Origin of the sequence: Mesorhizobium sp. M2A.F.Ca.ET.046.03.2.1 (assembly GCF_003952425.1) — a bacterium.
Classification (GTDB): Bacteria; Pseudomonadota; Alphaproteobacteria; order Rhizobiales; family Rhizobiaceae; genus Mesorhizobium.
Genome location: NZ_CP034449.1, coordinates 1246818 through 1272148 on the forward strand (window position 1 = coordinate 1246818; position 25331 = coordinate 1272148).

The 25331-nt window shown below is 61.5% G+C and carries 24 protein-coding genes and 1 pseudogene; 9 read left to right on the top strand and 16 right to left on the bottom strand.

Going from position 1 to position 25331, the window contains the following annotated elements:
- Window positions 1–1785: 1785 nt before the first annotated feature.
- The gene (locus EJ072_RS06020) at window positions 1786–2958 is read right to left on the bottom strand and encodes an IS110 family transposase (protein ID WP_189343228.1); all 1173 of its coding nucleotides are present in this window, start codon (window positions 2956–2958) and stop codon (window positions 1786–1788) included.
- A gap of 355 nt (window positions 2959–3313) precedes the next feature.
- On the opposite strand from EJ072_RS06020, the gene EJ072_RS06025 reads away from it, so the two are divergent.
- The 9 genes from EJ072_RS06025 to rlxS all read left to right on the top strand — a co-directional run bounded on the left by EJ072_RS06025 (window position 3314) and on the right by rlxS (window position 11294).
- Window positions 3314–4276, top strand: a complete 963-nt coding sequence (locus tag EJ072_RS06025; protein WP_126078958.1) for a zincin-like metallopeptidase domain-containing protein — start codon at window positions 3314–3316, stop codon at window positions 4274–4276.
- Window positions 4277–4419: 143 nt separating this feature from the next.
- On the top strand, window positions 4420–4839 hold the full coding sequence (locus EJ072_RS06030) for a DUF2958 domain-containing protein (RefSeq protein ID WP_126078959.1): 420 nt from the start codon (window positions 4420–4422) through the stop codon (window positions 4837–4839).
- Window positions 4840–4918: 79 nt separating this feature from the next.
- Window positions 4919–6157 (top strand): ParB/RepB/Spo0J family partition protein, encoded by a 1239-nt coding sequence (locus tag EJ072_RS06035; RefSeq protein ID WP_245467211.1) that lies wholly within the window; start codon window positions 4919–4921, stop codon window positions 6155–6157.
- Window positions 6148–6648, top strand: coding sequence for a hypothetical protein (locus EJ072_RS36555; protein ID WP_245467213.1), 501 nt, complete (start codon window positions 6148–6150; stop codon window positions 6646–6648). The genes EJ072_RS06035 and EJ072_RS36555 overlap by 10 nt, the downstream gene beginning before the upstream one ends.
- Window positions 6649–7184: 536 nt before the next feature.
- Entirely contained in the window at window positions 7185–7508 is a 324-nt protein-coding gene (locus EJ072_RS06040; RefSeq protein WP_095811581.1) for a DUF736 domain-containing protein, read from the top strand.
- A gap of 150 nt (window positions 7509–7658) precedes the next feature.
- Window positions 7659–7919: a helix-turn-helix domain-containing protein gene (locus EJ072_RS06045; protein WP_095811580.1), complete on the top strand. Its 261-nt coding sequence runs from the start codon at window positions 7659–7661 to the stop codon at window positions 7917–7919.
- Entirely contained in the window at window positions 7916–8464 is a 549-nt protein-coding gene (locus EJ072_RS06050; protein ID WP_095811579.1) for a S26 family signal peptidase, read from the top strand. Before EJ072_RS06045 ends, EJ072_RS06050 begins: the two co-directional genes overlap by 4 nt.
- Window positions 8452–9135, top strand: coding sequence for a lytic transglycosylase domain-containing protein (locus tag EJ072_RS06055; protein WP_126078960.1), 684 nt, complete (start codon window positions 8452–8454; stop codon window positions 9133–9135). Before EJ072_RS06050 ends, EJ072_RS06055 begins: the two co-directional genes overlap by 13 nt.
- Before the next feature lie 191 nt (window positions 9136–9326).
- A complete protein-coding gene (gene rlxS, locus EJ072_RS06060) occupies window positions 9327–11294 on the top strand; it encodes a relaxase/mobilization nuclease RlxS (protein ID WP_126078961.1) in 1968 nt (655 codons plus the stop codon).
- Between the two features lie 67 nt (window positions 11295–11361).
- Here the strand turns inward: rlxS and EJ072_RS06065 are convergent, their stop codons facing one another.
- From EJ072_RS06065 to EJ072_RS06145, 15 genes and pseudogenes are all read right to left on the bottom strand, one after another.
- Entirely contained in the window at window positions 11362–12921 is a 1560-nt protein-coding gene (locus EJ072_RS06065; RefSeq protein ID WP_126078962.1) for an E2 ligase fold family C protein, read from the bottom strand.
- Between the two features lie 2 nt (window positions 12922–12923).
- The gene (locus tag EJ072_RS06070) at window positions 12924–13412 is read right to left on the bottom strand and encodes a Mov34/MPN/PAD-1 family protein (protein ID WP_126078963.1); all 489 of its coding nucleotides are present in this window, start codon (window positions 13410–13412) and stop codon (window positions 12924–12926) included.
- A complete protein-coding gene (locus EJ072_RS06075) occupies window positions 13409–14026 on the bottom strand; it encodes a putative metal-binding protein (RefSeq protein ID WP_095811716.1) in 618 nt (205 codons plus the stop codon). Before EJ072_RS06075 ends, EJ072_RS06070 begins: the two co-directional genes overlap by 4 nt.
- A complete protein-coding gene (locus tag EJ072_RS06080) occupies window positions 14019–14312 on the bottom strand; it encodes a DUF2604 domain-containing protein (RefSeq protein ID WP_095811574.1) in 294 nt (97 codons plus the stop codon). The genes EJ072_RS06075 and EJ072_RS06080 overlap by 8 nt, the downstream gene beginning before the upstream one ends.
- 949 nt (window positions 14313–15261) lie before the next feature.
- Entirely contained in the window at window positions 15262–15507 is a 246-nt protein-coding gene (locus tag EJ072_RS06095; protein ID WP_245467402.1) for a hypothetical protein, read from the bottom strand.
- 85 nt (window positions 15508–15592) lie between these two features.
- Window positions 15593–15862: pseudogene (locus EJ072_RS36570) on the bottom strand (hypothetical protein); the annotation flags it as partial.
- Entirely contained in the window at window positions 15859–17034 is a 1176-nt protein-coding gene (locus EJ072_RS06105; RefSeq protein ID WP_126078964.1) for a PAN domain-containing protein, read from the bottom strand. The gene EJ072_RS06105 and the pseudogene EJ072_RS36570, both read right to left, overlap by 4 nt.
- On the bottom strand, window positions 17018–18595 hold the full coding sequence (locus EJ072_RS06110) for a hypothetical protein (protein WP_126078965.1): 1578 nt from the start codon (window positions 18593–18595) through the stop codon (window positions 17018–17020). The genes EJ072_RS06105 and EJ072_RS06110 overlap by 17 nt, the downstream gene beginning before the upstream one ends.
- Before the next feature lie 325 nt (window positions 18596–18920).
- Window positions 18921–19727, bottom strand: coding sequence for a thermonuclease family protein (locus tag EJ072_RS06115; RefSeq protein ID WP_189343229.1), 807 nt, complete (start codon window positions 19725–19727; stop codon window positions 18921–18923).
- The gene (locus EJ072_RS06120; protein WP_126078966.1) at window positions 19724–19933 is read right to left on the bottom strand and encodes a hypothetical protein; all 210 of its coding nucleotides are present in this window, start codon (window positions 19931–19933) and stop codon (window positions 19724–19726) included. The genes EJ072_RS06115 and EJ072_RS06120 overlap by 4 nt, the downstream gene beginning before the upstream one ends.
- A 9-nt stretch (window positions 19934–19942) precedes the next feature.
- Complete coding sequence (locus EJ072_RS06125) at window positions 19943–20326, bottom strand: excalibur calcium-binding domain-containing protein (RefSeq protein ID WP_126078967.1); 384 nt, start codon at window positions 20324–20326, stop codon at window positions 19943–19945.
- Window positions 20327–20341: 15 nt separating this feature from the next.
- On the bottom strand, window positions 20342–20842 hold the full coding sequence (locus EJ072_RS06130; protein ID WP_126078968.1) for a hypothetical protein: 501 nt from the start codon (window positions 20840–20842) through the stop codon (window positions 20342–20344).
- Window positions 20843–21755: 913 nt separating this feature from the next.
- Window positions 21756–22409: a chitooligosaccharide deacetylase NodB gene (gene nodB / locus EJ072_RS06135; RefSeq protein ID WP_126078969.1), complete on the bottom strand. Its 654-nt coding sequence runs from the start codon at window positions 22407–22409 to the stop codon at window positions 21756–21758.
- Between the two features lie 540 nt (window positions 22410–22949).
- On the bottom strand, window positions 22950–24419 hold the full coding sequence (locus tag EJ072_RS06140; protein WP_126083521.1) for a PLP-dependent aminotransferase family protein: 1470 nt from the start codon (window positions 24417–24419) through the stop codon (window positions 22950–22952).
- A gap of 224 nt (window positions 24420–24643) precedes the next feature.
- On the bottom strand, window positions 24644–24838 hold the full coding sequence (locus EJ072_RS06145; RefSeq protein WP_126078970.1) for a hypothetical protein: 195 nt from the start codon (window positions 24836–24838) through the stop codon (window positions 24644–24646).
- Between the last annotated feature and the right edge of the window lie 493 nt (window positions 24839–25331).

The following is a 25331-nucleotide window of genomic DNA, read 5'->3' on the forward strand; positions in this document are numbered from 1 at the left end:
CACACTCGGCCGGCTCGCCTCCCGGCGTCGCTGAAAAACGAAACAGTCCCGCCAGATCATGAAAATCGCGAGAATTCCTTTGTACAAGTCAGCACCATTGAGCCGCCTAACTTCCGCTTCTGATCCGAACGTTCTGGCAGACATTGTCCTCTGTCTAGTTCGATGCGTTCGAGCCAAGCCGGCTGGCTTACGGTGGTGTGTCGCTCTTCAGCCCGCGGAATCGACATTGCGAGTTTTTTCCTTCTGCATCGGACCACCGTGATCGGCCAGTCTTATTCGCACAGCCTATACTTGCCTTTTCGCCGCCGACCTGCATTAGGCGTCGCAACTGTATTCAAGCTGGGGCTCAGCCTTTCCCACGTGAAAACACGCTCTGCTCGCTCTTGAGGAAGGCCGGTTTGTATGGTCGACTTCGTAATGATATTAGTCCTGCTTCCATCTGTTCCTGTGTCTGGCCGCCAGACAAATCGACAGCGCGACCGATGGCGGCATTCGGCCATCGGTGTGTCGCTGTTGCCTGCAACGTTTGAGGATCATCTGTTGCAGGAAGCTTGCCAAAGGAAAAAGCTTTCAATTACAACATTGTGAGTCGCCCTATGTCCGACGGACCTCTGACTTTGTTGCAAAGCCGACAGACCTACTCGAGACATCTGGCGTGATGGCTAGTGTGGACGTTGGGCTTGGCGTCGCGCAGAAATGTCGGTGGCGAGAGCGCGCGAATGTCGCTCGCACGGTAAGCTAAAGCGTCTTTGAGCCGTGCCAGGCAACCAACGCAACAGGTTTGGCTGGCTCCGGTTGATGGTCACAGCCGTTGACGTACCCGGCCTCTTCATGCTGCTCGATGTTCAGCGCCGCAGGCCTCGAGGTTTTCGCCCGCTTCCACGTCAGCGGCCCCAGATATCGGCCGAAGCCGTGGTCAAGCGGACGTTTTCATCGCCACTGCGTGGGCAATCGCGCGCAATGGTGATTGCGGTGACGCTCACGGCTTGCTCACAGCTCTCTGCTCGCGCATGAACATTGCCCGCGCGGCGAAACGGCCGGGAGCGGCTGGCCAACTCGCGCCGCACTCCTCAACCACCCCGCTTCGCCCCTCGCCGACAATCCGCAAGTTCCTGAAGGCCGCCAAAGGGGTCGAATTCGCAGCGGTCGACTTCACGCCGTTGGCACTGCTCAGCGCCCGCGCGCCTGAAGGCGCGCGTCGGGTGCTCGTGAACCGAGCCCGCTTTTTCTTCGGCAAGCTCAGGCGGTCTCGGCCATGCGGCTTCGCCCCCTGGCGCGGGCAGCCTCTCGGCTGCTGACGGTCGCCGGCCCATGGGCCGGCGTCGTTTCTTGTACTGGCCTTCCCCGGTGGCGCGCGGTGGGCGGCACTCCCTTCTAGGCCCGCCGCGGCGTCCCGCAACCCTTCGCTTGACGCTTCGGGTCCTCCTCTTCGTTCCGGTCCTTCGGATGCGGCCCGCCTTGGACGTCGGGCCTTTCCGGTCGCTTTCGCCGCCCACCCCGCTCACATGGGGACTTTGTCGTCAAGGCTGTCTTCGCATATCTACCTCAATGCGTTGTGATCCTAGGTCCGAGCCTGTCGTCTTGGCGCGGTGATAACACCGGTCCAAACTCACATACGGTCGCTGCGCTGTGGCAGCTGCACCAACATCCCGCTTTCGTCGGTAAGGCTCAGGGGAACGCGACCAATCTTCCGGACGGCATTTTAGGCCAAGTGGGGTGGGAGGTTCGTTCGCCCAGGATCAGCCGGGAGCGATCAATCCCGGCGGATGGAAAAGAGTACGTTGATCATGCCGGCTTCATGACAGCGCCCTCAATGACAGCACCATGATGAACATACTTCCATAGCGCGATCAGAAGTTTTCTCGCGAGCGCAATAATGGCCGGCTTCCGGCGCCTGCCACCGTCGAGCGCGACCCTCTCCTGGAACCATTGTGCTAAAGCCGATCGAGGTTGATGCAAAAGCCAGAACCACGACAATTGCACCATCACGGTCCTCAGCCTCGGATTGCCCGCTTTCGATACGCCCTGTTCCCGGCTGATCGATCCGCTTTGCCACGGTGTCGGCGTCAGACCGGCATAGGAGGCAAGCTGCCTTCGATTCGCAAATTCGCGATACAGACCCTCGGACCAAAGCACCTCGGCAAAGTCCGCTCCCACGCCGCGCAGTTGCTTGAGCATCGACATTCCATTGGCGACTTTTGATGGGTCGCATTCATTGCGAGCCACTTCGTCACGCGCTGCTTCCACGTCCTTGATTTGCCGAAGCACGAGCTCGATCCGGTCCAGTGCACGGACAATCTCCGCTTTGAGATTAGACGGTAGTTCACGACCGTCTCCGGTCCTAAGTTCTTCCAGTCGAGTGCGGCGGTCCCGCTTCAGCGGCTCAAATCCAACGATGCCCTGCGAGAACAAGAGCCCCTTGACCCGATTCACGATCTTGATCCGCTCCGCGATGAGAGCGCGTCGCTCACGGCTGTTGCGCTTTCGGTCCTCTTGCTCGGGCGATGGCGGAACGACCATGGCGCATACCCGCGGCTCGCCGCGCTTGTAGGCAAGCAGGGCGCGAAGGAGGGTCTCGCCATCCAGCTTGTCCGTCTTCGCCCGGCGCTTCCTGCGTGACGTGGCAATGGATGCTGCATCAACCACATGGCTTTCGATACCGTCACGCTCAAGGATCCGATGTATCCAGAAGCCGTCCAGGCCAGCCTCCTGGATTGCGATCATCGGCACGTCACGGCCCGTTCTGCGCCGAACCGTCGACTTCAACTGGCTGATAAGGTCGAACAATCCGGCCGTATCGCCTGCCTTGACGACGCGCTTTGACATCTTCTCTCCGTTGCACGGCAACAAGCTTGTCACCAACCAGCTCGAGCGACTGAGTTCCAGGGACAGGAAGATAGCGCCGAGTGTCGTATGGACCGCATCGGTTTCAATCTCAGTCACGTTTTCAGCTTTCATGTGTTCTATCCCTCCAAGTTGTTCATGAGCAATACGCCGGCCAAAGCGAGTTGATCGCAGCTGCAGTCATCGCTTCGCGATGTGGTTTTGGTTGTTGCCTGCCCCCGCTCGCGGGGTGGGCGACGCTCCTTTCTAGGCCCGCTGCGGCAGGCCGCAATGTTCGCTCCGCTCACATCCTCCACTCCGTTCCGGCCCTTCGGGTGCGGCCTGCCTCGTTCAGCGGGCCAAGCCAGTCGCGTTCTGCCGCCCACCCCACTCACGGGGGCAGGCACGCGAGATCGGGATCGAGCGCTGCCTCCACCGCCCATGGGATCTTCCGGGGAGGGCGCGGGATTGAAGAGCGGAGGACCAGACGATGGGTGCAAAATACAAGCGTTCCGGTAGCCGAGAGGCTGGCTCAGGCAAGAGCGGGCGCACGGGCGCGAGCCTTTATCAGGAAATCACAGATCGCATCATCGCCGAGCTGGAGCGCGGCACAGTGCCATGGGTCAAGCCATGGGGCAGTGCGAAGGCCGGTCTCGGCCTGCCCAGCAACGCGGCCACCGGTCGCCGCTATTGCGGCATCAACATCCTGATCCTTTGGGGCGCCGTCTTCGAGCGCGGGTATGCCAGCCAGAGCTGGCTGACCTTCCGGCAGGCTCTCGCGCTTGGCGGCAATGTCAGGAAGGGCGAACACGGCACCACCATCGTCCACGCTGACCGCTTTGTTCCCAAGGAAGAAAAGGAACGCGCCAAGACGGATGGCGATGAGCCGCACGCCGTCCCCTTTTTGAAGCGCTTCACCGTCTTCAATGTCGCGCAATGCGACAACCTGCCCGAACATCTCTATGCCGCCGCCGAGCCGCTGCCCGAGCGCCAGATCATCCCGCAGGCCGAGGCGCTGATTCACAGCTGCGGCGCTGACTTCCGCATCGGCGGCGATCGCGCTTTTTACATGCCGGGCAGCGACTTCATTCAAGTGCCGCCGCAGCCCGCTTTCTTTCACCAGATCGACTATTACCGCACCTGTTTCCACGAGCTTGGCCACTGGACCGGCCATCCAACCCGGCTTGCGCGCGACCTTTCCGGCTCCTTCGGCTCGAAGGCCTATGCGCGCGAGGAACTGGTCGCAGAAATCTGCGCAGCCTTCGTCTGCAGCTCTCTCGGCATCGAGCCGACCGTGCGCCATGCCGACTACATCGGCTCATGGCTCGCCGTGCTGCGCCAGGACAACCGCGCCATATTCCGCGCCGCCAGCCAAGCCACGAAAGCCGCCGATTTGCTGCTTGGCCTCAACGCCGGCGACGAAGGCAAGCCCCATGACGAGATTGCCGCATGAGCGCGCTCGATTGGCCATGCACGACCGCCTTGCGCTTCTGACGGCGCGCCGAGCGCGCGCGCTCGGCGCAGAAGCCGCTCGCATCCGCCTGTTTCAAAAAAGCCGCTCTCAATCAACCCGAACCGTTTTGGAGGAATTCCGCAATGATCCTGATCACCGACGACCTTTGCGCCCGTCTCCTCGCCAATGGCGCCTCCGACACCGAGACCGACCATGTTCCGGTCGTAAAACTGTTCGATCCGACCGGGGCAGCAACCTGGCTGTTGAGCGAACTGGACGCCGACGGCGACACGCTGTTCGGCCTTTGCGATCTCGGCTTCGGCTTTCCCGAACTCGGCAGCGTCAGCCTTGCCGAACTGCAAAGCGTCAAGGGCCGGCTTGGCCTCGGCATCGAGCGCGACCGCTGTTTCAAGGCCGAGTTTCCGCTCTCCGTCTACGCCGAAGCCGCTCGGCTGTGTTGCCGCATTACCGAGGATGAGCGGCTGCTGCGGCAGGCAGCAGACGCGCTTGCAAGCCCCCATTCCGAGCTTCCGCCTGACACGGCGGAACAGACGCGCCGCTAGGGCGCGAAAACCGTCCCGCCGCGCCGGCCTTGCGGCCTTTGCGGCGGGAAAACCTCAACCAGACCGAAGGAGACAGATCATGCAGCTTGCTCATATTCCCCTTGATAGGCTTAACATTTCCGCCCTCAACATGCGCCACGGCAAACGCGCGCCGGATATCTCTGACATCCTGCCGTCCGTTCGCGCGCGCGGCGTTCTCGTGCCGCTTCTGGTGCGGCCCAACGGAACGCCGGAAAGCTTCGAAATCGTCGCCGGACGGCGACGCTATTTCGCCGCCAAGTCGCTCGCCGACGAGCGCGGCGAGAGCGACGCCTTGCCCTGCGCCATCATGGAGGACGGCGACGACGCCGATGCGCTCGAAGCCTCGCTCATCGAAAACATCGCGCGCCTCGACCCCGACGAGGTCTCGCAATGGGAAACCTTCTCGCGGCTGATCAAAGAAGGCCGCTCCATTGCCGACATCGCCGCCACCTTCGGCGTCAGCGAGCTTCAGGTGAAGCGCATCCTGGCACTTGGCGAGCTTCTGCCCAAAATCCGCGAAGCCTACCGCCGCGAGGAACTCGACGCCGAGACGGCGCGCTATCTCACCATGGCTTCGAAAGCGCAGCAGAAGGACTGGCTGGCGCTTTATGCCGACCCCGAGCAATACGCGCCGCGCGGCTACCAGCTGAAACAATGGCTGTTCGGCGGCCAGTCGATTTCCACCAAGGTGGCGCTTTTCGCCATCGAGGACTATCCCGGCCTCATCGTCTCTGATCTCTTCGGTGAGGACAGCTATTTTGGCGATGCCGACCTGTTCTGGCTCAAGCAGAACGAGGCGATCGCGGCCAGACGCGACGCCTATATCGAGGCCGGATGGAGCGAAGTGACGCTGCTCGAACCGGGGCAGTATTTCCATTCTTGGGACCACGAAAAAACCCCGAAGAAGAAGGGCGGCAAGGTCGTCATCACCGTCTCGCATCGCGGCGAGGTCGAGTGTCACGAGGGCTGGCTGTCGCGCAAGGAAGCGCGGCGCGCCCGCGCCGATGGCGAGGGCGGCGAGCCGGACGAACAGGTCGTCAAACCGTCGCGGCCTGAGCTCACCGGCCCGATGCAGAACTATGTCGATCTGCATCGCCATGCCGCCGTGCGCGCCACCTTGCTCGACCATCCCGCTATCGCCATGCGCCTCATGGTGGCGCATGCGATTGCCGGCTCAAGCCTGTGGCAGGTGCGCCGCGAGCCGCAGCGCCCGGCGAACGAGACGGTCGCCGCCAGCCTCGCCGCCTGCAAGGCCGAAGCGGCCTTCGCCGAGAAGCGGCGCGAGGTTTGGCGCTGATTGGGCAAGCGGATGCCGATGGCCCGCTCGCCGGCGGCCATGGCGACGCCTTCGTTCTCGCCGGCTTCTTTGCCCGTCTGCTGGCGCTCTCCGATGACGTCGTCCTGCGCGTTCTCAGCCTTGTCATGGCCGAGACCCTCGAAGCCGGCAGTGCCGTCATCGAGGCGCTTGGGCATAATCTGAACGTCGACATGGCTGCTTCCTGGCAGGCGGACGAGGCGTTCTTCGAGCTACTGCGCGACAAGGAAGTCGCCAATGCCATGCTCACCGACATCGGTGGCAAGCCCGTCGCCGACGGCAATGTTTCGCAGAAGGTCAAGACGCAAAAGAAGATCATCCGCGACTTCCTTGCCGGCGAGAACGGTCGCGAGAAGGTGGAAAGCTGGCTGCCGCGCTGGATGAAATTCCCCGCCGAAAGCTACACAGCGCGCGGCGGCTTCCGCACCGCCGATCAGTGGGCCAAGGTCCGGCACCTGTTCGTGTCGGAGTGACCGGCCAAGCCTCGAGCGGCGGCATTTCGAAAGCCGCCGCTTGGGGCACCTCTCGGGCAGAACCGGTCGCACTTTCGCGATTTTTGCAGCGCACTGCCGGCGGTGGTCCAACGCACATCGATGCCCTTCGCCAGCCCTGTGCCAGGCCCGAATGCGCGCCGAGCGCCACACGGGGTTAGGCACGTCGTCGCTGGCTGCGGTGCCTGAACCCGTGCCAAGCCCGGTACCGCCATGTTGCTTGGGGATCGTGCCAGCCGATCGCGCGATCTGTCTCCCAAGCGTCTTTCAGGACCATTTCCCTGCGGTTGGCTTGTCGACCTATGGGCGGTTCCGGCCCGCCCGAAACCCTCGGCCAGCAGCTTTTTTCCCCGCCGCCCATGGCGGCTTCCTCGCGCCCGCTTCGCTCCAAAAAAGCCGCCCGCTCGGGTCCTGCGCTGCCGCTGCGGCCCTGTCGGGTTCAGACGGGCCGGACGCGCCCATCACGGTCCGCCATCGCAGGGGAATGGTCCCCGGCGACAGCAAAACAGGAGACTAACATGACCGCGATCGGATACGTCACCAAGCAGGAAAACGGCGGCTACAAGGGCCAGCTCAAGACGCTCAGCGTCCGCGCCGACATCGACATCGTGCCCAACCAGGGCAAGACCGCCGACAATCATCCAGACTTCCGGGTGCTGACGCAAGGCGTCGAAGTCGGCGCCGGCTGGACCCGCATCGGCGAGGCTTCCGGCAAGGACTATGTGAGCCTGTCGATCGCCGCCCCGGAGTTCGGTCCGCGCAAGCTCTACGCCAATCTCGGCCGCGCCGCCGGCCAGGACGATGACGACACCTACGCCATCATCTGGAACCCCGTCGACTAAAACGGCGGAGCTCCGAGCCCCGCGCCGCCACCGGCGCGGGGCTCATCCCAAGAGCGGCGAAAACTCGCCCCCGACTCTTCGCCCGTCCCCGCAGCGACCTCGCTCGCCCATCCTCTCCATTGCTTCTCCTTAAGCGACACGAGGACAATCATGGACGACGAAAACGAACGCGCCGCCCGCGCCAAGAAGGGCAGCCCGTTTCTCAATACCGCGCAAGCAGCCTTCTATATCGGCCTCTCCCAGCGCACGCTCGAAAAGATGCGGCTCAAGGGCGGCGGCCCGAAATTCCGCAAGCACGGCCGCTATGTCCGCTATCACATCGACGAGCTCGACGAATGGTCGAAAGGCCATCCGCACTACGGCGCTCCCAAAGCCGGTTCCACGCCGGCCGACGATGGGGGCCGCTCATGAGCCGGCGTCCTTTTCTGCGCATCATCGGCTCCGGCCTGCGCCGCGTTCGCGCCCGCAAGACGATCGCCATTGCCACGATTGGCCTCAGCCTTTTAGGCTTCACCACGTTCGCAAAACCCACGCCCTGGCTGGTCTGGAACGCCTCGGCCAGCGCGCCGATCGGCCTCTATCGCATCGCTACGGGCACGCCGGCGCTGGGCGATCTGGTGCTCGTCCGCCCGCCTGATTACGTGGCGTATCTGGCGGCCCAACGCGGCTATCTGCCTGGCAATGTGGCGCTGGTCAAACGCCTTGCCGCACTGCCAGGCGAGCATGTCTGCGCCTTCCATGACGCCATCATCATCGGCGGCGACATCGTCGCGCGCCGGCTCAAGATCGACGCCCAAGGCCGGCCCTTGCCATGGTGGAACGGCTGCCGGGCACTCACCAAGGACGAGGTGTTCCTGCTCGGCAACGAGACCAATCGCTCCTTCGACAGCCGCTATTTCGGGCCGGTGCCGGCCCAAAAAATCATCGGGAGGCTCGTGCCGCTATGGACCGAGTGACCCTCCTGATGTTGGGCATGATCGCCACCGCGCCATGCGCCTTTTCCGCCTCGACCGGCGCCGAGCCGGTCGCCATCTCCCAAAGTCCGCAGCTTGGAAAGTGGCAGAAGTTCGTCGCGGAAGCCAGCCGGCGTTTTCGTGTTCCGCAGGCCTGGATCCGCGCCGTCATGAATGCCGAAAGCGGCGGCAACACCATGCGCGACGGCCGCCCCATCACCTCTCGCGCCGGCGCCATTGGCCTCATGCAGGTGATGCCCGCCACCTATGCGGAGATGCGCGTGGCCAATGGTCTCGGCCCAAATCCGCACGATCCGCGCGACAATATTCTGGCCGGCACCGCCTATCTGCGAGCCATGTATGACCGCTTCGGATTCCCCGGCCTCTTCGCCGCCTACAACGCAGGCCCCGGGCGCTACGAAGGGTATTTGAAGCACGGCAAGCCATTGCCCAAAGAGACCGTCGATTACCTGGAGCAGCTCAGGGCGGCGGGGATTTCGGCCACCGACATGAAGCAATTCAAGGGCAAATCTGTCGCTCCGGAGGGGCCAAAGGCACCCTCGGGGCGCTCGTTGTTCTTCCTCCACGACCGTGTTCGCGCCGGCATGCGAAACGGCGATCTCTTCGTGCCGCTTGGCAAGGATGGCATGCGGCCAAAGGAGCCACATGGCTAGGAGTTTGGGGCGGTGGCGCGCGACAAGGGCAAGGCGCGTGAGGCAAGGCGCGTAAGGCAAGATAAAGGCACCGCCTCTTTGAGGTGGTGAAGTCTTTGTCTGCACATCGTTTTTCCAGGAGGCAGTTTGCGGCGCCAGGAGGCTGCGGCGCCTAAGCGGTTGATCTGGCTTTGGATTACCCGGAGGCCGGGATGCAGGATGATGAGTTCCGACCGAAGCTCGGGAAAATAGGCTCCCGCGGTTCGAAGGCCGGCAAACGCTATGCCGGTCAGGTTCGGGCCGCGATCAACAGGGCCGGCGGCCGGCCGCAGCGCGGTGGTCGCTTCACCGGAAGCCGTACAGGGCGCGGCGGGGCGGCGGCTGCGCTGCTGAAATCGCGCGATCGCTATGCCGCCTTCCGCCAGCGGCGGGTCGTCGTCAAAGCCCGCTTCGTCAAGCTCGCCGGCAAGGGCGCGGACGGGGCGCGTGCGCATCTGCGCTATCTCCAGCGCGACGGCGTCACCCGCGAAGGCGAAGCTGGCGAGCTCTATGGCGGCGATAGCGACCGCATCGATGGTAAGGCGTTTGCCGATCGCACTGATGGCGACCGCCATCAGTTCCGCTTCATAGTCGCACCAGAAGACGGCATCGAGTATGAGGACCTGAAGCCGCTGACTCGACGTCTGATGGCTCAGGTGGAAGAGGACCTCGGGACCAAGCTCGACTGGGTCGCGGTCGACCATTTCAACACCGGCCATCCGCATACGCATATCATCGTGCGCGGCAAGGACGATCGCGGCGAGAACCTCGTCATCGCAAGGCAGTATGTCTCGAGTGGAATCCGCGAGCGCGCGGCAGAGCTGGTCAGCCTCGACCTTGGACCTCGCACCGATCGCGAGATCGAACAGCGCCTGCGCCAGGAAATGGAGCAGGAACGCTTTACCAGCATCGACCGGCAACTGCTGCGCATGCGTGACGATGACGGTCTTGTTTCGACGAACGGCCGCGACACCTTTCGCCAGACGCTGCACCAGGGTCGCTTGCGAAAGCTCGAGCGGATGGGCTTGGCTGATGAAGTCGGCCCGGGCCGCTGGCGACTCGAGGGCGAGCTGGAAACCACCCTGCGGCGCATCGGCGAGCGCGGCGACATCATCAAGACCATGCATCGCGAGCTGGCCGGCAAGGGGCTCACGCGCAGTGCCGCCGACTGCGTGATCCACGATCGATCCGGCGAGGCGGCACAGCCCGTCGTCGGCCGCGTCGTGGCGCGCGGGCTCGCCGACGAAATCAATGACCGGCAATACCTTGTCGTCGACGGAGTTGACGGTAAAAGCCATTGGATCGACATCGGCAAAGGTGAGGCCACCGAACCCACGCCCGAAGGCTGCATCGTGTGTGCCACCCCGAGGAGCACCGAGCCGAGGCAGGTCGACCGTACTGTCGCCGAGATCGCCGCCGCCCATGGCGGCCATTACGACGTGGATATCCATTTGAAGCACGACAAATCCGCCACCGAGAGCTTTGCGCAAACGCATGTCCGTCGATTGGAGGCGATCCGGCGCGCCATCGGCGGCGTGGAGCGCGAGCCGGACGGCACCTGGATCATCGCGACGGACCATCTCGATCGCGTCTGCGACTACGAGCGCCAGCGGGCCAGGACCGAGCCCGTCACCGTCGAGAAGCTCACTTCGATGCCCCTGGAGCGGCAGGTCGGCTTTGACGGCGCCACCTGGCTCGACCGCGAGCTGGTCTCCGATATGCCGGGATCGTTGCACAACTCCGGCTTTGGCCGTGACGTCCGGGAAGCGCAAGCCCGCCGGCGGCAATGGCTGATCGCGCAAGACCTCGCGCGCGAAGAGCAGGATCGGATCGTTTACCGCGCCAACATGCTTTCGATCCTGCGGCAGCGTGAGTTGAACCGTGTGGCTGGCCAACTATCGGACGAACTTGGACTGTCGTATTCCGAAGCCAAGCCTGGGGTTCGGATAGCAGGCAGGCTGCGCGAAAAGTTGGAGCTTGCCAGCGGCAAATATGCCGTCATCGAGAAATCGCGCGAGTTCACGCTGGTACCATGGCGGCCTGTGCTCGATCGACACCTCGGTAAGGAGGTGTCCGGGATCGTGCGCGGTGAAGGGATTTCCTGGACCCTCGGGCGGCAGAGGAGCGGGCCAAGCGTGTGATAGTGGCGCCCCCATCGTCACGTCGCACAAGCCGCCGCCCTGCGGCAAGGGAGACGTCCGCGTCTGCTTAGGCGGCGGAGACATCGCTTAGCTGCTCAACGCTCTTGCCGTATTTGCGCCTGTAAGCGGCAAGGAAATCGTCGTCGCTACAGATGCAGCGGCCGCTGGAATCTTTGGCCTTCGGATCGTGCAAATGAGAGCCAAGGGGCCGCAAAAGATTCACCCGAGTGCTCGTCATCGGGCCCATGGGAAAACCCGCACTATGCTTGACCAGCTCCGCGGCAAGCATAATCCCGGCAAGCGCAGACTGAAACGCCATCGGAACCGCGGCTCGAACGAGGCGACTTCCATCACTGAGCTGGAACACCAGACCGCCGCAGATCGCCTGCTGATAAAAGGTGCGCAGCGGCTGGCCAACAAACGGGGCTAGCGGTTCAAACGGCACAGCCATCGCAGCAGCCACCCGAACAACAAAGTCGTTGGGAACTCCGGCATTCGTCTGCAGGAGCGTTTTCACCTGCTCCTGTGCTTCCGGTATTCCCAGTTCCTCGGCAATCAGCTGGTGCTCGTCCTTGGATTTTCCGGACGGCATGTACATGCAACAAAGGCAAGCCTGGCCGTAGTCGAAACCATGCCGGGAGATTCCGAGATCGTGCTCCTGGGTCCAGGCATTCGCGATCCATCGGGGCAGAGCACCTTGGACAGCCAGACGGTCGGCGGCGGTGTCAAGCGCCACACCCACCTGGTCGAAGACCCAATTGCCCCTGCGCGCAACATATTCTGCCCACTTCACCGGGTGCGCCTCGACATCGAGGGCGGTCGATCGAAGGACGGTGGTTGCAAGGACCGCCTTGGACATGCCTATCTCCGCCTGGCCGGCCAATGCGTAGCGCTGCAGGTTCGAGAGTTCGATCGCTTCGGGATCGATTACATGCAGGCGACCCGAGAGACCGGGTTGTCTCGCTAGTGTCCAAAGCGCGCCATGACCTATCGCGCCGAGCCCAACGAGGTGCGTTTCGCCAAGATTGACAGGGAAGTCGATCGGGCCGGCATCGCCGGCCTTGGTCTTGTCGTAGCTGTATAGCGAGAGGTCGATGGTTTCGTCCAACTCGGCGCCGGTCAGCTGGGCGGCGAAGATCGTTCGAAAGACATTGGCGGCGCCGAAACAACTGGCGGCGCCAGCTCCATAGGGCAGCAAACTTGGGCCAGAGCCCACCGGGTCTGTACGCGACAGCTTTGCCGCCCAACCGTCCGATCCCATGAAGAAGGTTGGGCACCGCAGTGATGGGCGCGTTGCCCCTGCCACCACGCACACGCTGGCAGACTTGCCGGAGCGCCGGATGCCTACTTTCGGATTAATCGACTTTGCCAAGCGCTCCAGCGCTCGGGCTTGCGAGTTTGCCGCGCTGTCCAAGGGGAGTATTGCCAGAACCGGATAGAGTCTGGCGAGCAACCTCACCGCAAGATCCAGCGTCGCGCGGCCTTCGGCGCACGAAGCGGCCTGATTGTCGAAGGCGACAGCCACGACCTGCTTTTCGAGAGCTGCCTTGAAGTCGCCCAGATGAAAGTCGGCCAGCACCTGAGATGCCGCCGTGGCAGCCCGGTCGATGAAGTTTGCAAGGGCCATCGTCAGCTCGTTATCGTGATCATTCGCATCAGGGCCGCGGACGCGACCTCATTCCAGTTCGCCTTTGCGTCAAGTCGATAGGCAGCGACGCGAGCAAGATCGAAAGGCTCACGGGCGAAATTCGGCACCACCAGCGACAGACACCCAACCGTTGTAGCAACCGCATAAGCGTCGTCGGTCGTCGAATGGTAGGCGCGGCCCGGATGGCTGTGAATCTGGGCCAACAGTTTCAGGCCGCTTTTGTAGAGCCAGACGTTGAGCCGGTGCAGTTCTTCGGCCGGAACTATCACGCAAACGCCATCGCTTGTCCGAATGTGACGCTGCGCCGGGATAACCGTCTCTGTCACGGCAAATTGCCGGTCTTGCTGAACGCCGACCCAGAGCGCCATCCCCTCATTGCCCTCGCGACCAACTGAGCGCAGATGCGCATGCGTGGTGGAGATGCAGCTCCGCGGGAGAGTCACGCTCGTTACATCTTTCAATTCAGTCATTCCGGTATCGCCTGAGGCGACACCGCCATTCCCACGATGGTCGGTTGGAGCTGAATCTGCAACTGCTCTATAGGGTTGATTCCGTATTTGATGATCTTGTCCAGAATGAAGGCCAAACAGCCTTCTCCAGAACCCCGATGAAGTAGCCATGGGTCACCCGAATGGGCTGGATTATCGTGGTATTCCCGCACTCCCGCCATGCACAGGAAAGGTTCGTGCTCGGGCCCGTTGGCCTGGATGAAGTCCGTCAGCGGCACGGCGTTCTGCTGGATGAGAGCTCCAATCATCTCCGGCGGCGTCCCGGGCAGCGGCGGGCGTCTCAGCATTTTCAGGTATAGATCTTTCCGGGCAATCCGCTGGCGCGTAAATGGATCGACGAAGCCCACCGACGGCGGTCTTAAGTCGTAGTTGGTGAAGTCGACCTCGCTCGCTGCGCTAATCACCCGCGGTTTTAACTTGGGGCTTCCGAAAATAAAGAAAGCGCGTGGGAAGCTCGCCTCAAGCAGGAAGCAGCCCTGAGCCCGATAGGCATCGGCATATGGCCGGAAACGGCCGATCTCCCGATCAAACTTCGCTCGGGAGACCTCCGGATCCACAGTTTGGGGTTCAGGCACCTGCAACGCCCGCCTTCAGACTGAGGAACAGGGTCACAGTGTTCGCGAAACCGAGATCGCCAACTTTTTTGTCGACGTCGAGCAAGTTGCCGGCCTCGTCCTTGAATTCCCAATTCTCGGCCGGTTGGGCGACGTTCTGCGTGTTTTCAAGGGCTTTGGTACGAACCACGTGCAGCGGCTGGTTGGGATTGGCTTCGACCTGCGTGGGCTGGCCGTTCACCACCACCGTGATCTCGATCTTGCCTGGCCCGCCGGCGTGATCGTTCTTACCTGAATCCTTCGACATTATCCTACTCCTGTGGCTTGCCAATCCCGCCCCCCGTGCCCACCTGCTGGTGAGTCCGTCGGTCTTCAATCGTCCACGCGGCGCCACGGACCGCGAGTACGCGAAAGACAGGGAATAAGCTACCGAATCGGTGCTGCGTTCTTTTATCCGTGACTTGAGCGGCAAGTAAAGGGACGGAAATTGCTCTTCACGACTATAATCGATTAGAGCAAGGCAAAATATTGAAGACCCCTCCCCGATTCCATGTGTTCCTTCACTCGCCTGCTCCACTTGCAGCGTGCAAGGTTGGCCGACCCCGTGCAAGTCAGCCGGCCGAGCTCGTGCAAGTCCGCCGGCCGGTATGATTTCATGTTCGGGCGCTGTGACGATTTGGCTGGGGCGGCTTCTGGCCACTGCAATCTTGACGCAGGGTTTATAGTTGCGGCAAGCGCATCCGCGCTGGGAACAAACGTTTTGAGCGGGCGGTTTGCCTGGCGCTGGCTGAAGTGCCTGCCGGCTGGCCGGCGAGCTGTCGCCGCGCCGAAAACTCTTGGCGGCGGCACCAGAACTGCGCGCCAAGGGCGCCGGCGACGTTATTTTTACTCCCGAATGAAGATGCTGTCGCCGGATCGCTTGTGACAAAAACCTGTCGCGCTTTGCGGCGCCGCGCCTGTTCGAGCGACTGTAACTGCTCGAGGCGGTGCGCGAGCTGTCGGGCCGCCCCCTTCCGGCTGTTTGGGCTGTAGCGATGAACCAAGCGTCCGCCCGCCGCAAGCCGAACGATCAGGCGTCGCTGTTCGGGAACATCAGCCGGTGGAACTGCGCTGGCCCGAATGGATGGGCCGCGTCGAAGCGGTGATCATTGCAGCCAACGAAGCGGCGCCGCGCGAGGTGCTCGCGCTGCGTCGTAGGCAAGGGGTGTCTTGACTTGGTCATCGATGAGATTCGCGCTGAACTCGCCGGCCGCCCTTTATGAGTTGTGTCGGTCGCCGGCGGCTAGCACCACCTGGGCGTTGTCGCTTTGCGCCACAGCGACAGGCTCAGGACAGGACGACTGGTCGGGTGGCAGCCGGTGATCGGGATCGTGAACCGCGACATGATCGCCGTCGACAAGATTGGCCGGAAAGATCACCAGGTCGGTGCCACCGGCATGACGCAGCGACAGGACAGGATGCCGCGCAGCCCGGCCGTGATGACCATGTCCGCAAGCTGCCATGATGGCGGGGTTTTCTTCTCGATGCGAGCGATCTGGCGCCCGGGACAGTCCCATTTTTGCCAGGGGCCGTCCCAGCCGTCCAGGAGTCGGCGATCGGTTCGTTGCGGTACCAGTAGATCGCCTTGTCTATGTCGCCGGTAAGTTCCGTCGCAGCCGAGATCACCTTCACCATCTCGCGCATCCGACCCTGCAGGCGCTCCGATGACGGGTTACGAAGCGTGTTGCGGTAAACCCCCGTCAACTGGGCCAGGTTGGCTACCTTCACGCCGAGCGCCTGCGATAACCGCTTCGGCGAGTTGTAGGGCGTCCGCGGCTCCTGCAGACTATCGAGGAAGCCTGTCAGGGATCGGGTCATTGATTGCCGGCTGCCTTCGTTCCCGAAGCCACGCCCTTGAAGACAGAGAGCGAGGACACCTGGTTCAGCATCGAACACATGTTGTTCGGACCATCGAAATTGAAGCCCAAGCATTTCTGGTCCACGGCGCAAGCAGTGACGCAACTGGCATAATTGCTAGGCTCGTTCGAATAGGAATCGCCTACGACCACCGTATTCTTGTAGAAGACTAGGCTGGAATACTCGACCTTGCTCGCGACCGCGGGCTTTGCTGCCATGGCGGCGTCCGGAGCCCTAACCAGGATCGAGGCATCGCCCTTCAGGAAGCACGCGGAGTGCTTCTTGTCATAGGTGATGGCCTGACATTGATCGTCACCCTCGCATCTGGTCTGGCATTGATCGAACGAGAGGTTCATGAGCGGCATTCCTTGGAGGTCGAACCCCATCGCGTCCCAACCATCTTGCGCGATGAGCTTCTTGGCCGCTTCGGCCCGTCCAGAAGGGAGCTCGAAGTCTGCTGGGCTAAAAGCCTTGCCGTCGAGCCAAGCACATTTGGATGCAAGCTCCCTGGCGGAATCGTCGTTTAGCCCGACTGATGCGAGTGTCGCTGGCGGCGCGATGGGAGCTTGGGGCGTCGCCGTTGGGGTCAGCCGGTTTACAAGGTCTGTGTTGACATCGACGCCGTTCACAAGCCGACGGGTGTAGCACCACGCTCGATCCCAAGTGGGATCGTTCTCTTCGGTGAAGTAGTGCCCCGATGTAAGCGTCCAGTGAGCACCCCCGAAGTCGACCTCCTTCGTGAGGAACTTGTTGAAATCCTCGGTCACCTTGTCAGGCTTGGGCAGCGGTGCCGGTGAAGGCTCGACCGGCTTTGCTTCCTTAGGTGGATCGGTTCGGACCGACTTGGGTTGTGTGGTCATGTCAGACGGATCGAGTCTGTCGGTGTGCTTCTCGACCGGCTTATCAGGCGCGACTGGCGGTCTGATCTCACGCCCGAAGAACAATGCTGCTCCATAACCAATGCCGACCGCAGCAACCGCCACGGCTGCGCCCGTCATCATCCTGCGGAAGGCATTAGCGCGGGCCATCCTGTCGTAGGCTGCAGCTTCAGCCTCCAGAGTGGGAATTGCCGCTTGCTTGACGACCAGGTCGACCGCCTTTTCGAGAAGTGCAGTGTTATGCCGGACCAGCACGTTTGCGACCGCCCTTTGCTGCTACCTTCACGAGATCCACGACGTCCGCCGGCAATTCCTCGTTCAATGCTTTGCGCAGCGCGTCTGGATCGTCGGTGAGTACTGGAACATACAGAATCTCCTTCACCACTTTTTCGACCGGGACCTCGACGCGCTTTTCCACCTCCCTGTCCACCGGCACTTCGACGGGCACTTTGACAGTTCGCACTCGGTGCCAGCGCCACCTTAGAAGCAGACGCCGGATCAGACGTGACAACCGGTTCTCGGAACGAGATTCAGCCTGTGCAGCGATGCGCTGCAGACCGAGAGCCACCATCGCGGTGATCGGTCCGGCAAGGCCGGCGATGACCGCAAGCGAGCCAAACCAAATGGCCGCTATCTTTCCTGCCTCGCCTTCGCTTACCTGTTCAGGCTTCTCGCTGTACCACCGCGCTGCAATTCGCCGGATCTGGTCAGTCCGAGCCAGCGGGATTCGCCTTTTCTCAAGCTCGTTGAGTTGCTTTGCTATCTCGTCGCGTCTCGCCTGGTTTGCTGCAAGCACCTTTCCTTCAGTCGCTTCGGCGCTCTGCGCCGCGGACAGGTCTTCTCGCGCTTGAGAAAGCCGTCGCTCCCAATCGGCCGAAATCTCGTCCAGTGACTTCTCCAGATCCACACGCCGATTTTGCAGCACCTGTTTCTGTTCATCGGTCATCTTGGGGCTTTGTAGCCTCAGCCGGTCGAACTCAGCGCGGGCAGCCGCGATCTGCTCATCAAGGTCCTGAATCTGCGGGTCGTACTTTGCCTCCGTCTTCGTGCGGGGATTAGCGAGCTTTCCGATCCCGTCTTCCCAGCGCTTCGCTGAAGCCGCGTCGCCGCTTACCCTGGCGTCTTTGATCCGTTCGACGTAACTGTCTCTTTGCCGCTCAAATTCCTCGACCGCTTGCTTGACCCTTGTGTCTCTTTCCGCAACCAGGTCCGTGCGCCTTTGCTCCTGATCCTTAAGCTGTTCTCTTGCCTTTGCCGCCTCGGGTGTCAGTGCCGTGGTGGCTTGTAGTTCCGCGTCGACATCCCCGATACGCGCTTGAATTTCCTTTCGTGCATTGTCGGCAAGGGTGCCCACCTCCTCAAGACCGGCCTTTGCTTTGGCAACCTGATCCGTCTGTTTTGCCGCTTCATCCGAGGCGGTCAGCTTTGCGTTTTCCCTGGTGAGAGTGTCGATCTCATCAGCTATCTCCTCGTATTGCAGTTCACGAAGAGTGCCGGCGCGCTCCAGGCCAAGCAGCACAGTTTCGAAAGTGATGCCGGCAAGCAGGAGCAGGAAGATCAAAAGTACAGGCTTCCAGAACCAGGACGCGCTGTACAGAAGCGTTGCGATCGGGATTTTGGTGAGTTCGGCAATCGACACGATGAAGAACGGAGCGCTTGCCAGAACCAAGTCCATTGCCGTGGCTGATTGGCTGGCTTCGAAGGCTTGAACACCCAAAGCCAGACCGGTGGCCAATCCGATGATGGATGCTGTAATCTCGAGCGCCCAAGCGCCACGGTATGTCCACTGGCCGTAGCTGGCCAGCTTTTGGCTCATGCTTGAATTCACTCGGCGCCCCGCCTTTTTACTTTCCCATCTTACCCTGCCATTTAATTGCTGGGCTTGCATCAGGAAATTTTCTGAAAGGGGACAAGGCGGTCAACAAGTTGGAAATATCCTTACTATGATCTGGACGAGTTGTGTTCCCGTTGAACAAGCCGGCAACAGAGCGCTCAGACATGGGCTCCTTTGGCCGCTTTCTCGGCTGGTCGAAACGCGAAGGGCCTACTTCAAGAACCCGAGTGCGGAGGTCTGTCGCACTGTTTTTGCGCAGGGACCGAGCTCGAACTGCAAAGAGGGGTTTCCGTCCTGTAGAGAAACTCTACCGCTTTGACCGTCTCCAACCGGCTGCGACGGCCTCGGCTTCCGAGCAGAACCACCTTTCCCCCTTAGCCGGGCTAATTAGGGTTACGCTATAATATTTTTGTCCCGGTATGTGATAGATGCGTTCGCCCTCAGCCGATATATTGCCCTTGATATTGCAGCCGGCATTTCCGCTACTGAAAACTGAAAGCGGTGCAGTCGTTGGCTCGTCGTCACTATGTTGCGCTCGCCAGTCCCACGGCGCCTGAAAAGATCCCACCCATAAACCGACCCTCGCAGCACTGGCCTTCGATTGTTGCGTTGCATATTCGCCCTGACTGTACTTCGGCCAATCGAGAGCTTCGCCATGCTCGACCATCCACGCCGCCACGTTGGCACCGTCAGATCGGGTGCAATCTCCGACAAAGCGCCCGTAGCGATCCCACGTAACGAACGAGCAGTGAATCGGCCTGGAGGCAGCCAGGAAATCATCCAGCGCTTGGGCGGAACGCCGGCCGCAGGGATATTCGAACCCCTTCGCATCGTCGCAGTACTGGCGGCTCTCCGGCGCGTCGATCCCGTTGAGGCGTATTCGTTGACCATGTACCTCGATCGTATCGCCATCGATGACCGAGGCGACTCCACCAATCGCGACTGGCTTCGGCTTGATCAGGTTTTGCAAATTGATCTCTGGCAGCGAGCCGGTGTTATGCATGACAAACTGCGTCACCAGGGCGGTAGCCGCCGCCACAGTTACCAGCACGAGGCGGAGCGGCACGCTTGCCCAACGGCTGGCGCGAGAGCGCTTGGCGCGGAAATGCTTCATCTGCCGCCAAACAGCCTTTTGAGCAGGCTCCAGAAACTGACGGTGGTGCGGTCATAGACCCGATTGTAAGCGGCTCGCTTAGGGTCGGTGACCCATCCCAAACCGCGTGGAGCCTTCATGCCGAGACTTTGCTTCACCATACGCTTAACAGATGTTCTGGCCGCCAAGCTGCGTTCGATGCTTGGTCTGCGGATCCCCACTTTCATTTTGCTCCCCTACCTCTCGCAACCCACGCCATCATGATCACGGTCAAGGTGGTTGCGATCGGACGGGCCGACCGAGACAGGTCCCTGGACGACAGGGTTGTTGCCTCTACCGCCGGCGCAGTCCAGATCGGCGCCGTTGTTTGGCAAGGCAGACGCCGGCTGCGGCGTTCCGCGGTACCTTTGAATGACAGCCGTCATCCGCTGCCCGTCGCCCTCGATCTTCGTGTTGTTGCTGTTGGGGTTGAACGGGTCGACCGTCTGGAGAAGCTGGTTCTGGCGAGCGGAGTCACCTGACGCCAACGTCATCGTGTCGTAGTTGTTGAGATAGTCGGCCGCGCAGCCGCTAACACTCAAGGCCACGATTGCGACGCACATCGAGATCTTCCTTCGCATGACGTCGTTCCCGCCTTACACCGGGGAGGGATTGATGCCGGCTGATTTCAACTTCACTCCAAGTTTAGCTCGCGTGGCGCAAGCCGCCTTGTCACCAGCAACGCATTTGTTGTTCGCATCCTTCCAGTCCAACAGGGCGGTGTTGATCCAGCTGCCAGGCGCGCGGGCAATCCCATAGGGCGTAGCCGATGCACCGGTAACAACCGGCGCTGCTGCCGCGCCAGCTTGTCCATGCGGCGCACGCTTCCAGCCGCTGATGATGAGACAATTTCTCATGAAATCATCCTCGGCAATCGCATTGCCGATAGCATTGCCAACCCCGGCACCGGCAACAAACCCCGGCGACCCGATAGCAATATAGCCTTGGTCTACTGACCTTTTCTGAAGTTCGCACTGTGCATGAGCGACATCGAAACTCGGCCCATACCCGATCTGAACGTAATCTGCTTGATTGCTAGTTTGACAGCCGCATAGAGCGGCAGCCGCACAGAGTGCCGGCAACACCTTTATTTGCATATCCCCCCAACCCCTCCCATGGCTGAGGCCAGCATCTCTCAAAGCAAATATTAGCGCAAGAGACCAAATCCATTCTGGTGAACGCTGAACTGAAGTTGCTGTCGTCTGATATTGTCCGGGTGTAACGGGCGCTCTCAGCTGGCAAGCATGCTTGGCCAACCCGCTCCATCGAATGACCAGACCATCTCACTCATGACGGGGGATGAGGTACGCTCGTATCGGAGAGCAAACACGAACCAGCGTCATTACAGCCTCTCCGTGTTCGCCTTCTGTGCTTCGAAATGCCTGATTGTGACAGTCCGGGCGCGATGTCGACATCTGCACGCCGGTCGAAGCCGCGCTGGCTATTCAAACGGCGGCGAGACTTGATGCTTTGGATTCGCTAAATTGTTGTGACGGCCATGGCAGAGGAACGCACCTTTGCGCGATTGCGTCCCTCCTTCCCCTCATCATCGGCTGCGAGCGGTGGGCGGCGAAAATCACCATGACCGCATTCGCTTGCAGGCCCACATGGCCGCATGTCGGCGGCGCATGTCAATGTCGGCGGCGCCATTACCAGGTGGGAGGAGGCCCAGCGCAGCAGCGCCGTTCTGCACCACGAACTCGGCCAGGTGAAAGATGGCGTCGCGCGCCGGATTATCGTGACGATCAACGAGCAGATCCACAGCGGGGTGCGCGAGTCGGAGGACCGGCCTGATTCGCAGCCGAGCGGTCGGGCGTATCCCCTTATAATGGCAACGGCGGCTTGGTTGGCCAAACCTTGTGGACGTAATCCGCGATCCCCGAGGCGCGCGCGATGTAAACCTCCGGCAAGTCCAATAAAAACATTTATGGCGAAGTGGGTCATATGCAAGCCCTTCATAAGCAAGACCACACGATAAAGGCTGGGAAAGCAGACATACGATCTTGCATTTCAGTGATGTACTGGAAGCGAGCGAATTTCATATCCGCTGGCATGTAATGCCGGAATCAGATTGGACAGCGCCACAACGGTCTGGTCGCGCAGACCGGCTTGAGTGCCGGAATCGTCGGGAGGGCAACCGTCATGCAAGAGCACGATTGCGCCAGGCCGGACCGAAGCGAGCACTGCATCGACGATCGCGTCGGTGCCGGGCCGCGCCCAGTCTCTTGGGTCTATCGACCAATGAAGGGCGGCCAGCCCGGCGATCTGTGACGCAGTGAACACTTCTTCGCTCCAGGCGCCGTATGGCGCGCGAATGTAGCGGATCGAAGCCTGCGGGCATGCTCCCATGATGGCACGGTTCGCCTCAAATACCTCACGTTGCACTTCGCCCAAGCCGCATTTGGACAGATCCGGATGAGACATCGTGTGGTTGCCCACCTCGTGCCCTTCTGCGATCATTCGCTGAAGGAGATCCGGGTGCTCTGCGGCATAGGCACCAATGACGAAGAAAGTCGCTGGCACCCCGTTTTGCGCCAGCACATCGAGTATCTGTGGTGTGAAAAATGGATCGGGACCGTCGTCAAACGTCAGGTAAACGCTCGGACGGCCGGTTCCATCAGCGCATTCACTCTGCACCTCATATATCTTATCAAGATGCTTCATAGCTGCGTATCCTCAATTGTTGTACCGGACATCGGCCGCGCAATCGGCATAGCCAAGAGAGCACGTGCTCAACGCGCGAGACGTGCAGGTCGGGGTTCGGCACTCCGGAGTGGGCTCGTTCGCGAACGTAGACGCAATGGCCGCCACGCCGTACCGACGATCTGGTCGAAAAGCAGAGCGGCTCGCTTAGAGTTCGGCGCAGAGCAGGAAAGCACACACCAGAAAACGCATACACCGACAAACACCACCTAAGGCCGCATCTTGAATTGTTCTATGCGACGTCCTTTCAATCGGCAAAATCGATTGTTTCGATGACGAGCATCCACTTTGCGGATAGACGAGACAAAGGCCTTGAATCTGAACCTCCTGGTCGTGCGACGCACCCACCGAGCGCACCCTCACGGGGTGGCAAGCAGATCAACCCCAAGAGCCGGCCATGAGCGCGTCCGTGTGCCCGGCTGTCAATTATTCCGACGATGGACTGGTTACGGCGAGCACCCACGAGCGTGGCCTACCCCGCGCGTGGAAACCGTAAGCGTCTCAGAGTTGAGCGACGACGTCCCGCAGCATCTCGACGCCTTTTTCGATCTGCCGGATGCCCAAGGCGGAATAGCCCACGACAAGCCCGACGCGATCGGCCTCTCCTGCTCCCGACTGCCGATGATAAAGCGGCGAAATGGGGTGCAGACCTAGACCCGCGTATCGCGCGGCTTCGACCAACGCCGTTTCGCGCGACCGCGGCAGGTCGTTGAACCATATGACGACGTGCAGTCCAGCCTCTGCCCCCTGGACGGCGATCCTATCTTGAAAACTCCGTTTCATGGTGGTCAGCAATACTTCCCGGCGCTCGCCGTTGAGGCGGCGCACGCGGCGCACATGGTTTTCATAGCTGCCGCTCTCGATCAGGGAGGCCAATGACTCCTGCTCGGCTATCGGAGAATGCCGGTCGGCAAACTGCTTGGCAGTTTCGAAAACCTGCTGCAATTCCACCGGCACGACGAGATAGCCGATGCGCAGCATCGGCGAGAGCGTCTTGGAGATGGTGCCTAGGTAGATGACGGCCCCATGATCCTCCAGGCTGTGCAGCGGGGGAACGGGGCTGATATCGTAGCGATATTCGCTGTCGTAGTCGTCCTCGATGACGTAGGCGCCCTCGTCCCGCGCCCATTCCAGAAGCTGATGCCGCCGCGCGATCGGCATGACGCCGCCGAGCGGAAACTGATGCGACGGCGTCGCATAGGCAAGCCGGGCCGCGACGCCCGCCAGTTGCTCCGTCTGCATGCCGTGCTCGTCAACCTCGACGGGAACCGGCGTGGCACCTGTACTGGCAAAGACCTCGCGCGCCATCCTGTAGCAGGGGTCCTCAATGACGAAGCTGTCCCCTGGGTCGAGCAGCAGGCGCGCGCAGAGATCGAGCCCCTGCTGCGAACCATTGACGATGACGATCTGCTCAGGGTCGCAGCGCACAGTACGAGCGCGCCAGAGATAGCCCTGAAGCGCCTGGCGCAGCCGGCGCGAACCGCATGGATGGTCGTAGGCGAGCCGTGCCGGCCGCTGCGCCATCACCGCGTTCATCGTGCGCTTCCAAACGGATGCCGGGAAATCTGAGGGCGCCAGGTCGCCATATCGGAAATCGATCTTCAGCCTGTTGGGCAGGTAATCCGGCCAGCGCCGAGCGCCACGCAGCCGTTCGCCATAGTTTGACAAGTGACCCGGGCCGGCCTGTTTTTGGGGATTGGCCGTTAGCTCAGGTCCGATCAGCGAGGACGCGACACGATGGCGCGCGCCTTGACGGACGTCGATGAAACCTTCCGCCGCCAGCTGCTCGTAGGCAGCGGTGACGGTCGTCCGCGAGACTCCAAGTTCCTCGGCGAGACCACGTGAGGAGGGCAGTTGGCTGCCGGTGTTGTAGACGCCTCTGAGGATCTGCTCGCGAAGCGATTCGTAGATCTGGCGCGCACCCATGCCGTACGAGCGGTTTGAGCCACCGGGACTTGGAAACTGGACCATTTCTTTTCCTCCCAACTGGACCAGTTTGCAGCTATTGTTGCAGAAAGCCAAGAGTTGTCCGAAGTCGATGCCCGAGCCCGACCCCCGCTCCAAGACTGAAAAACTGGCACAGTTTGCGAGCGGCCAATTCGGCTACCCGCGCGATAGGCTGCGGCGCTCCAGTCGAACTCGCATGGATTAGATCGGCGTTGCCAACTGAGGTTCGCGTCACGCTAGGAAGACGTTCAACGTTCCTCGCGGAAATCCTTCAGCGACGCGTGGCGCAGCTTGAGAAGCGCAGCGCTCTCTACCATGCCGCGCGGCTGGAGATGTTGCACAACGGGGTGCTTGAGCGAAAGGAGCAGACCGACCGTTCTGCTGAAACGGTCGAGGAAGCGGCGGAAATATTCGCCGAGGCTGTTCGCCCTTGCCGGAGGCACTCAGACGCTCGGTATGTGAGAGCCAGGCCGTCACATCGGGCTTTTGCAGTAGCAGACAACGGACGGCATCACTCGTCCCGGCCATCCGGATATCGGCGCTATCATTCGCGCTCGAACACCTTGGCTCAGATCGACCGACGCCGAGAGCGGCCCGTCGTCGCGGCTTATCCTTGGCGATGCCGATAGTCCGATCAATCACTCGGCCGGCCCGACCCGCGTCCGCCAGATATCCGAGTTTGCGCCGCCTTATCGCCTGGCTTATGCCGCCACGGATCGCTTCGACCTGGTCGCTTCAGAGCCTCACCGGCCAAACCCCTTCCTCCGGATCTGCCGACATCAACGGTTTTATTTTCGACATCCAATGCGCCCGTCGAAGTCCAACAGCTCGCGTTGGCCACGCCCTCATTCGCTGACCTCGACACGAGGCGATGACGCGTTCGACGCGGCTCCAACTGCCGGCTCCGTGAACGAATTTAATCTTCGGACTCGCCTT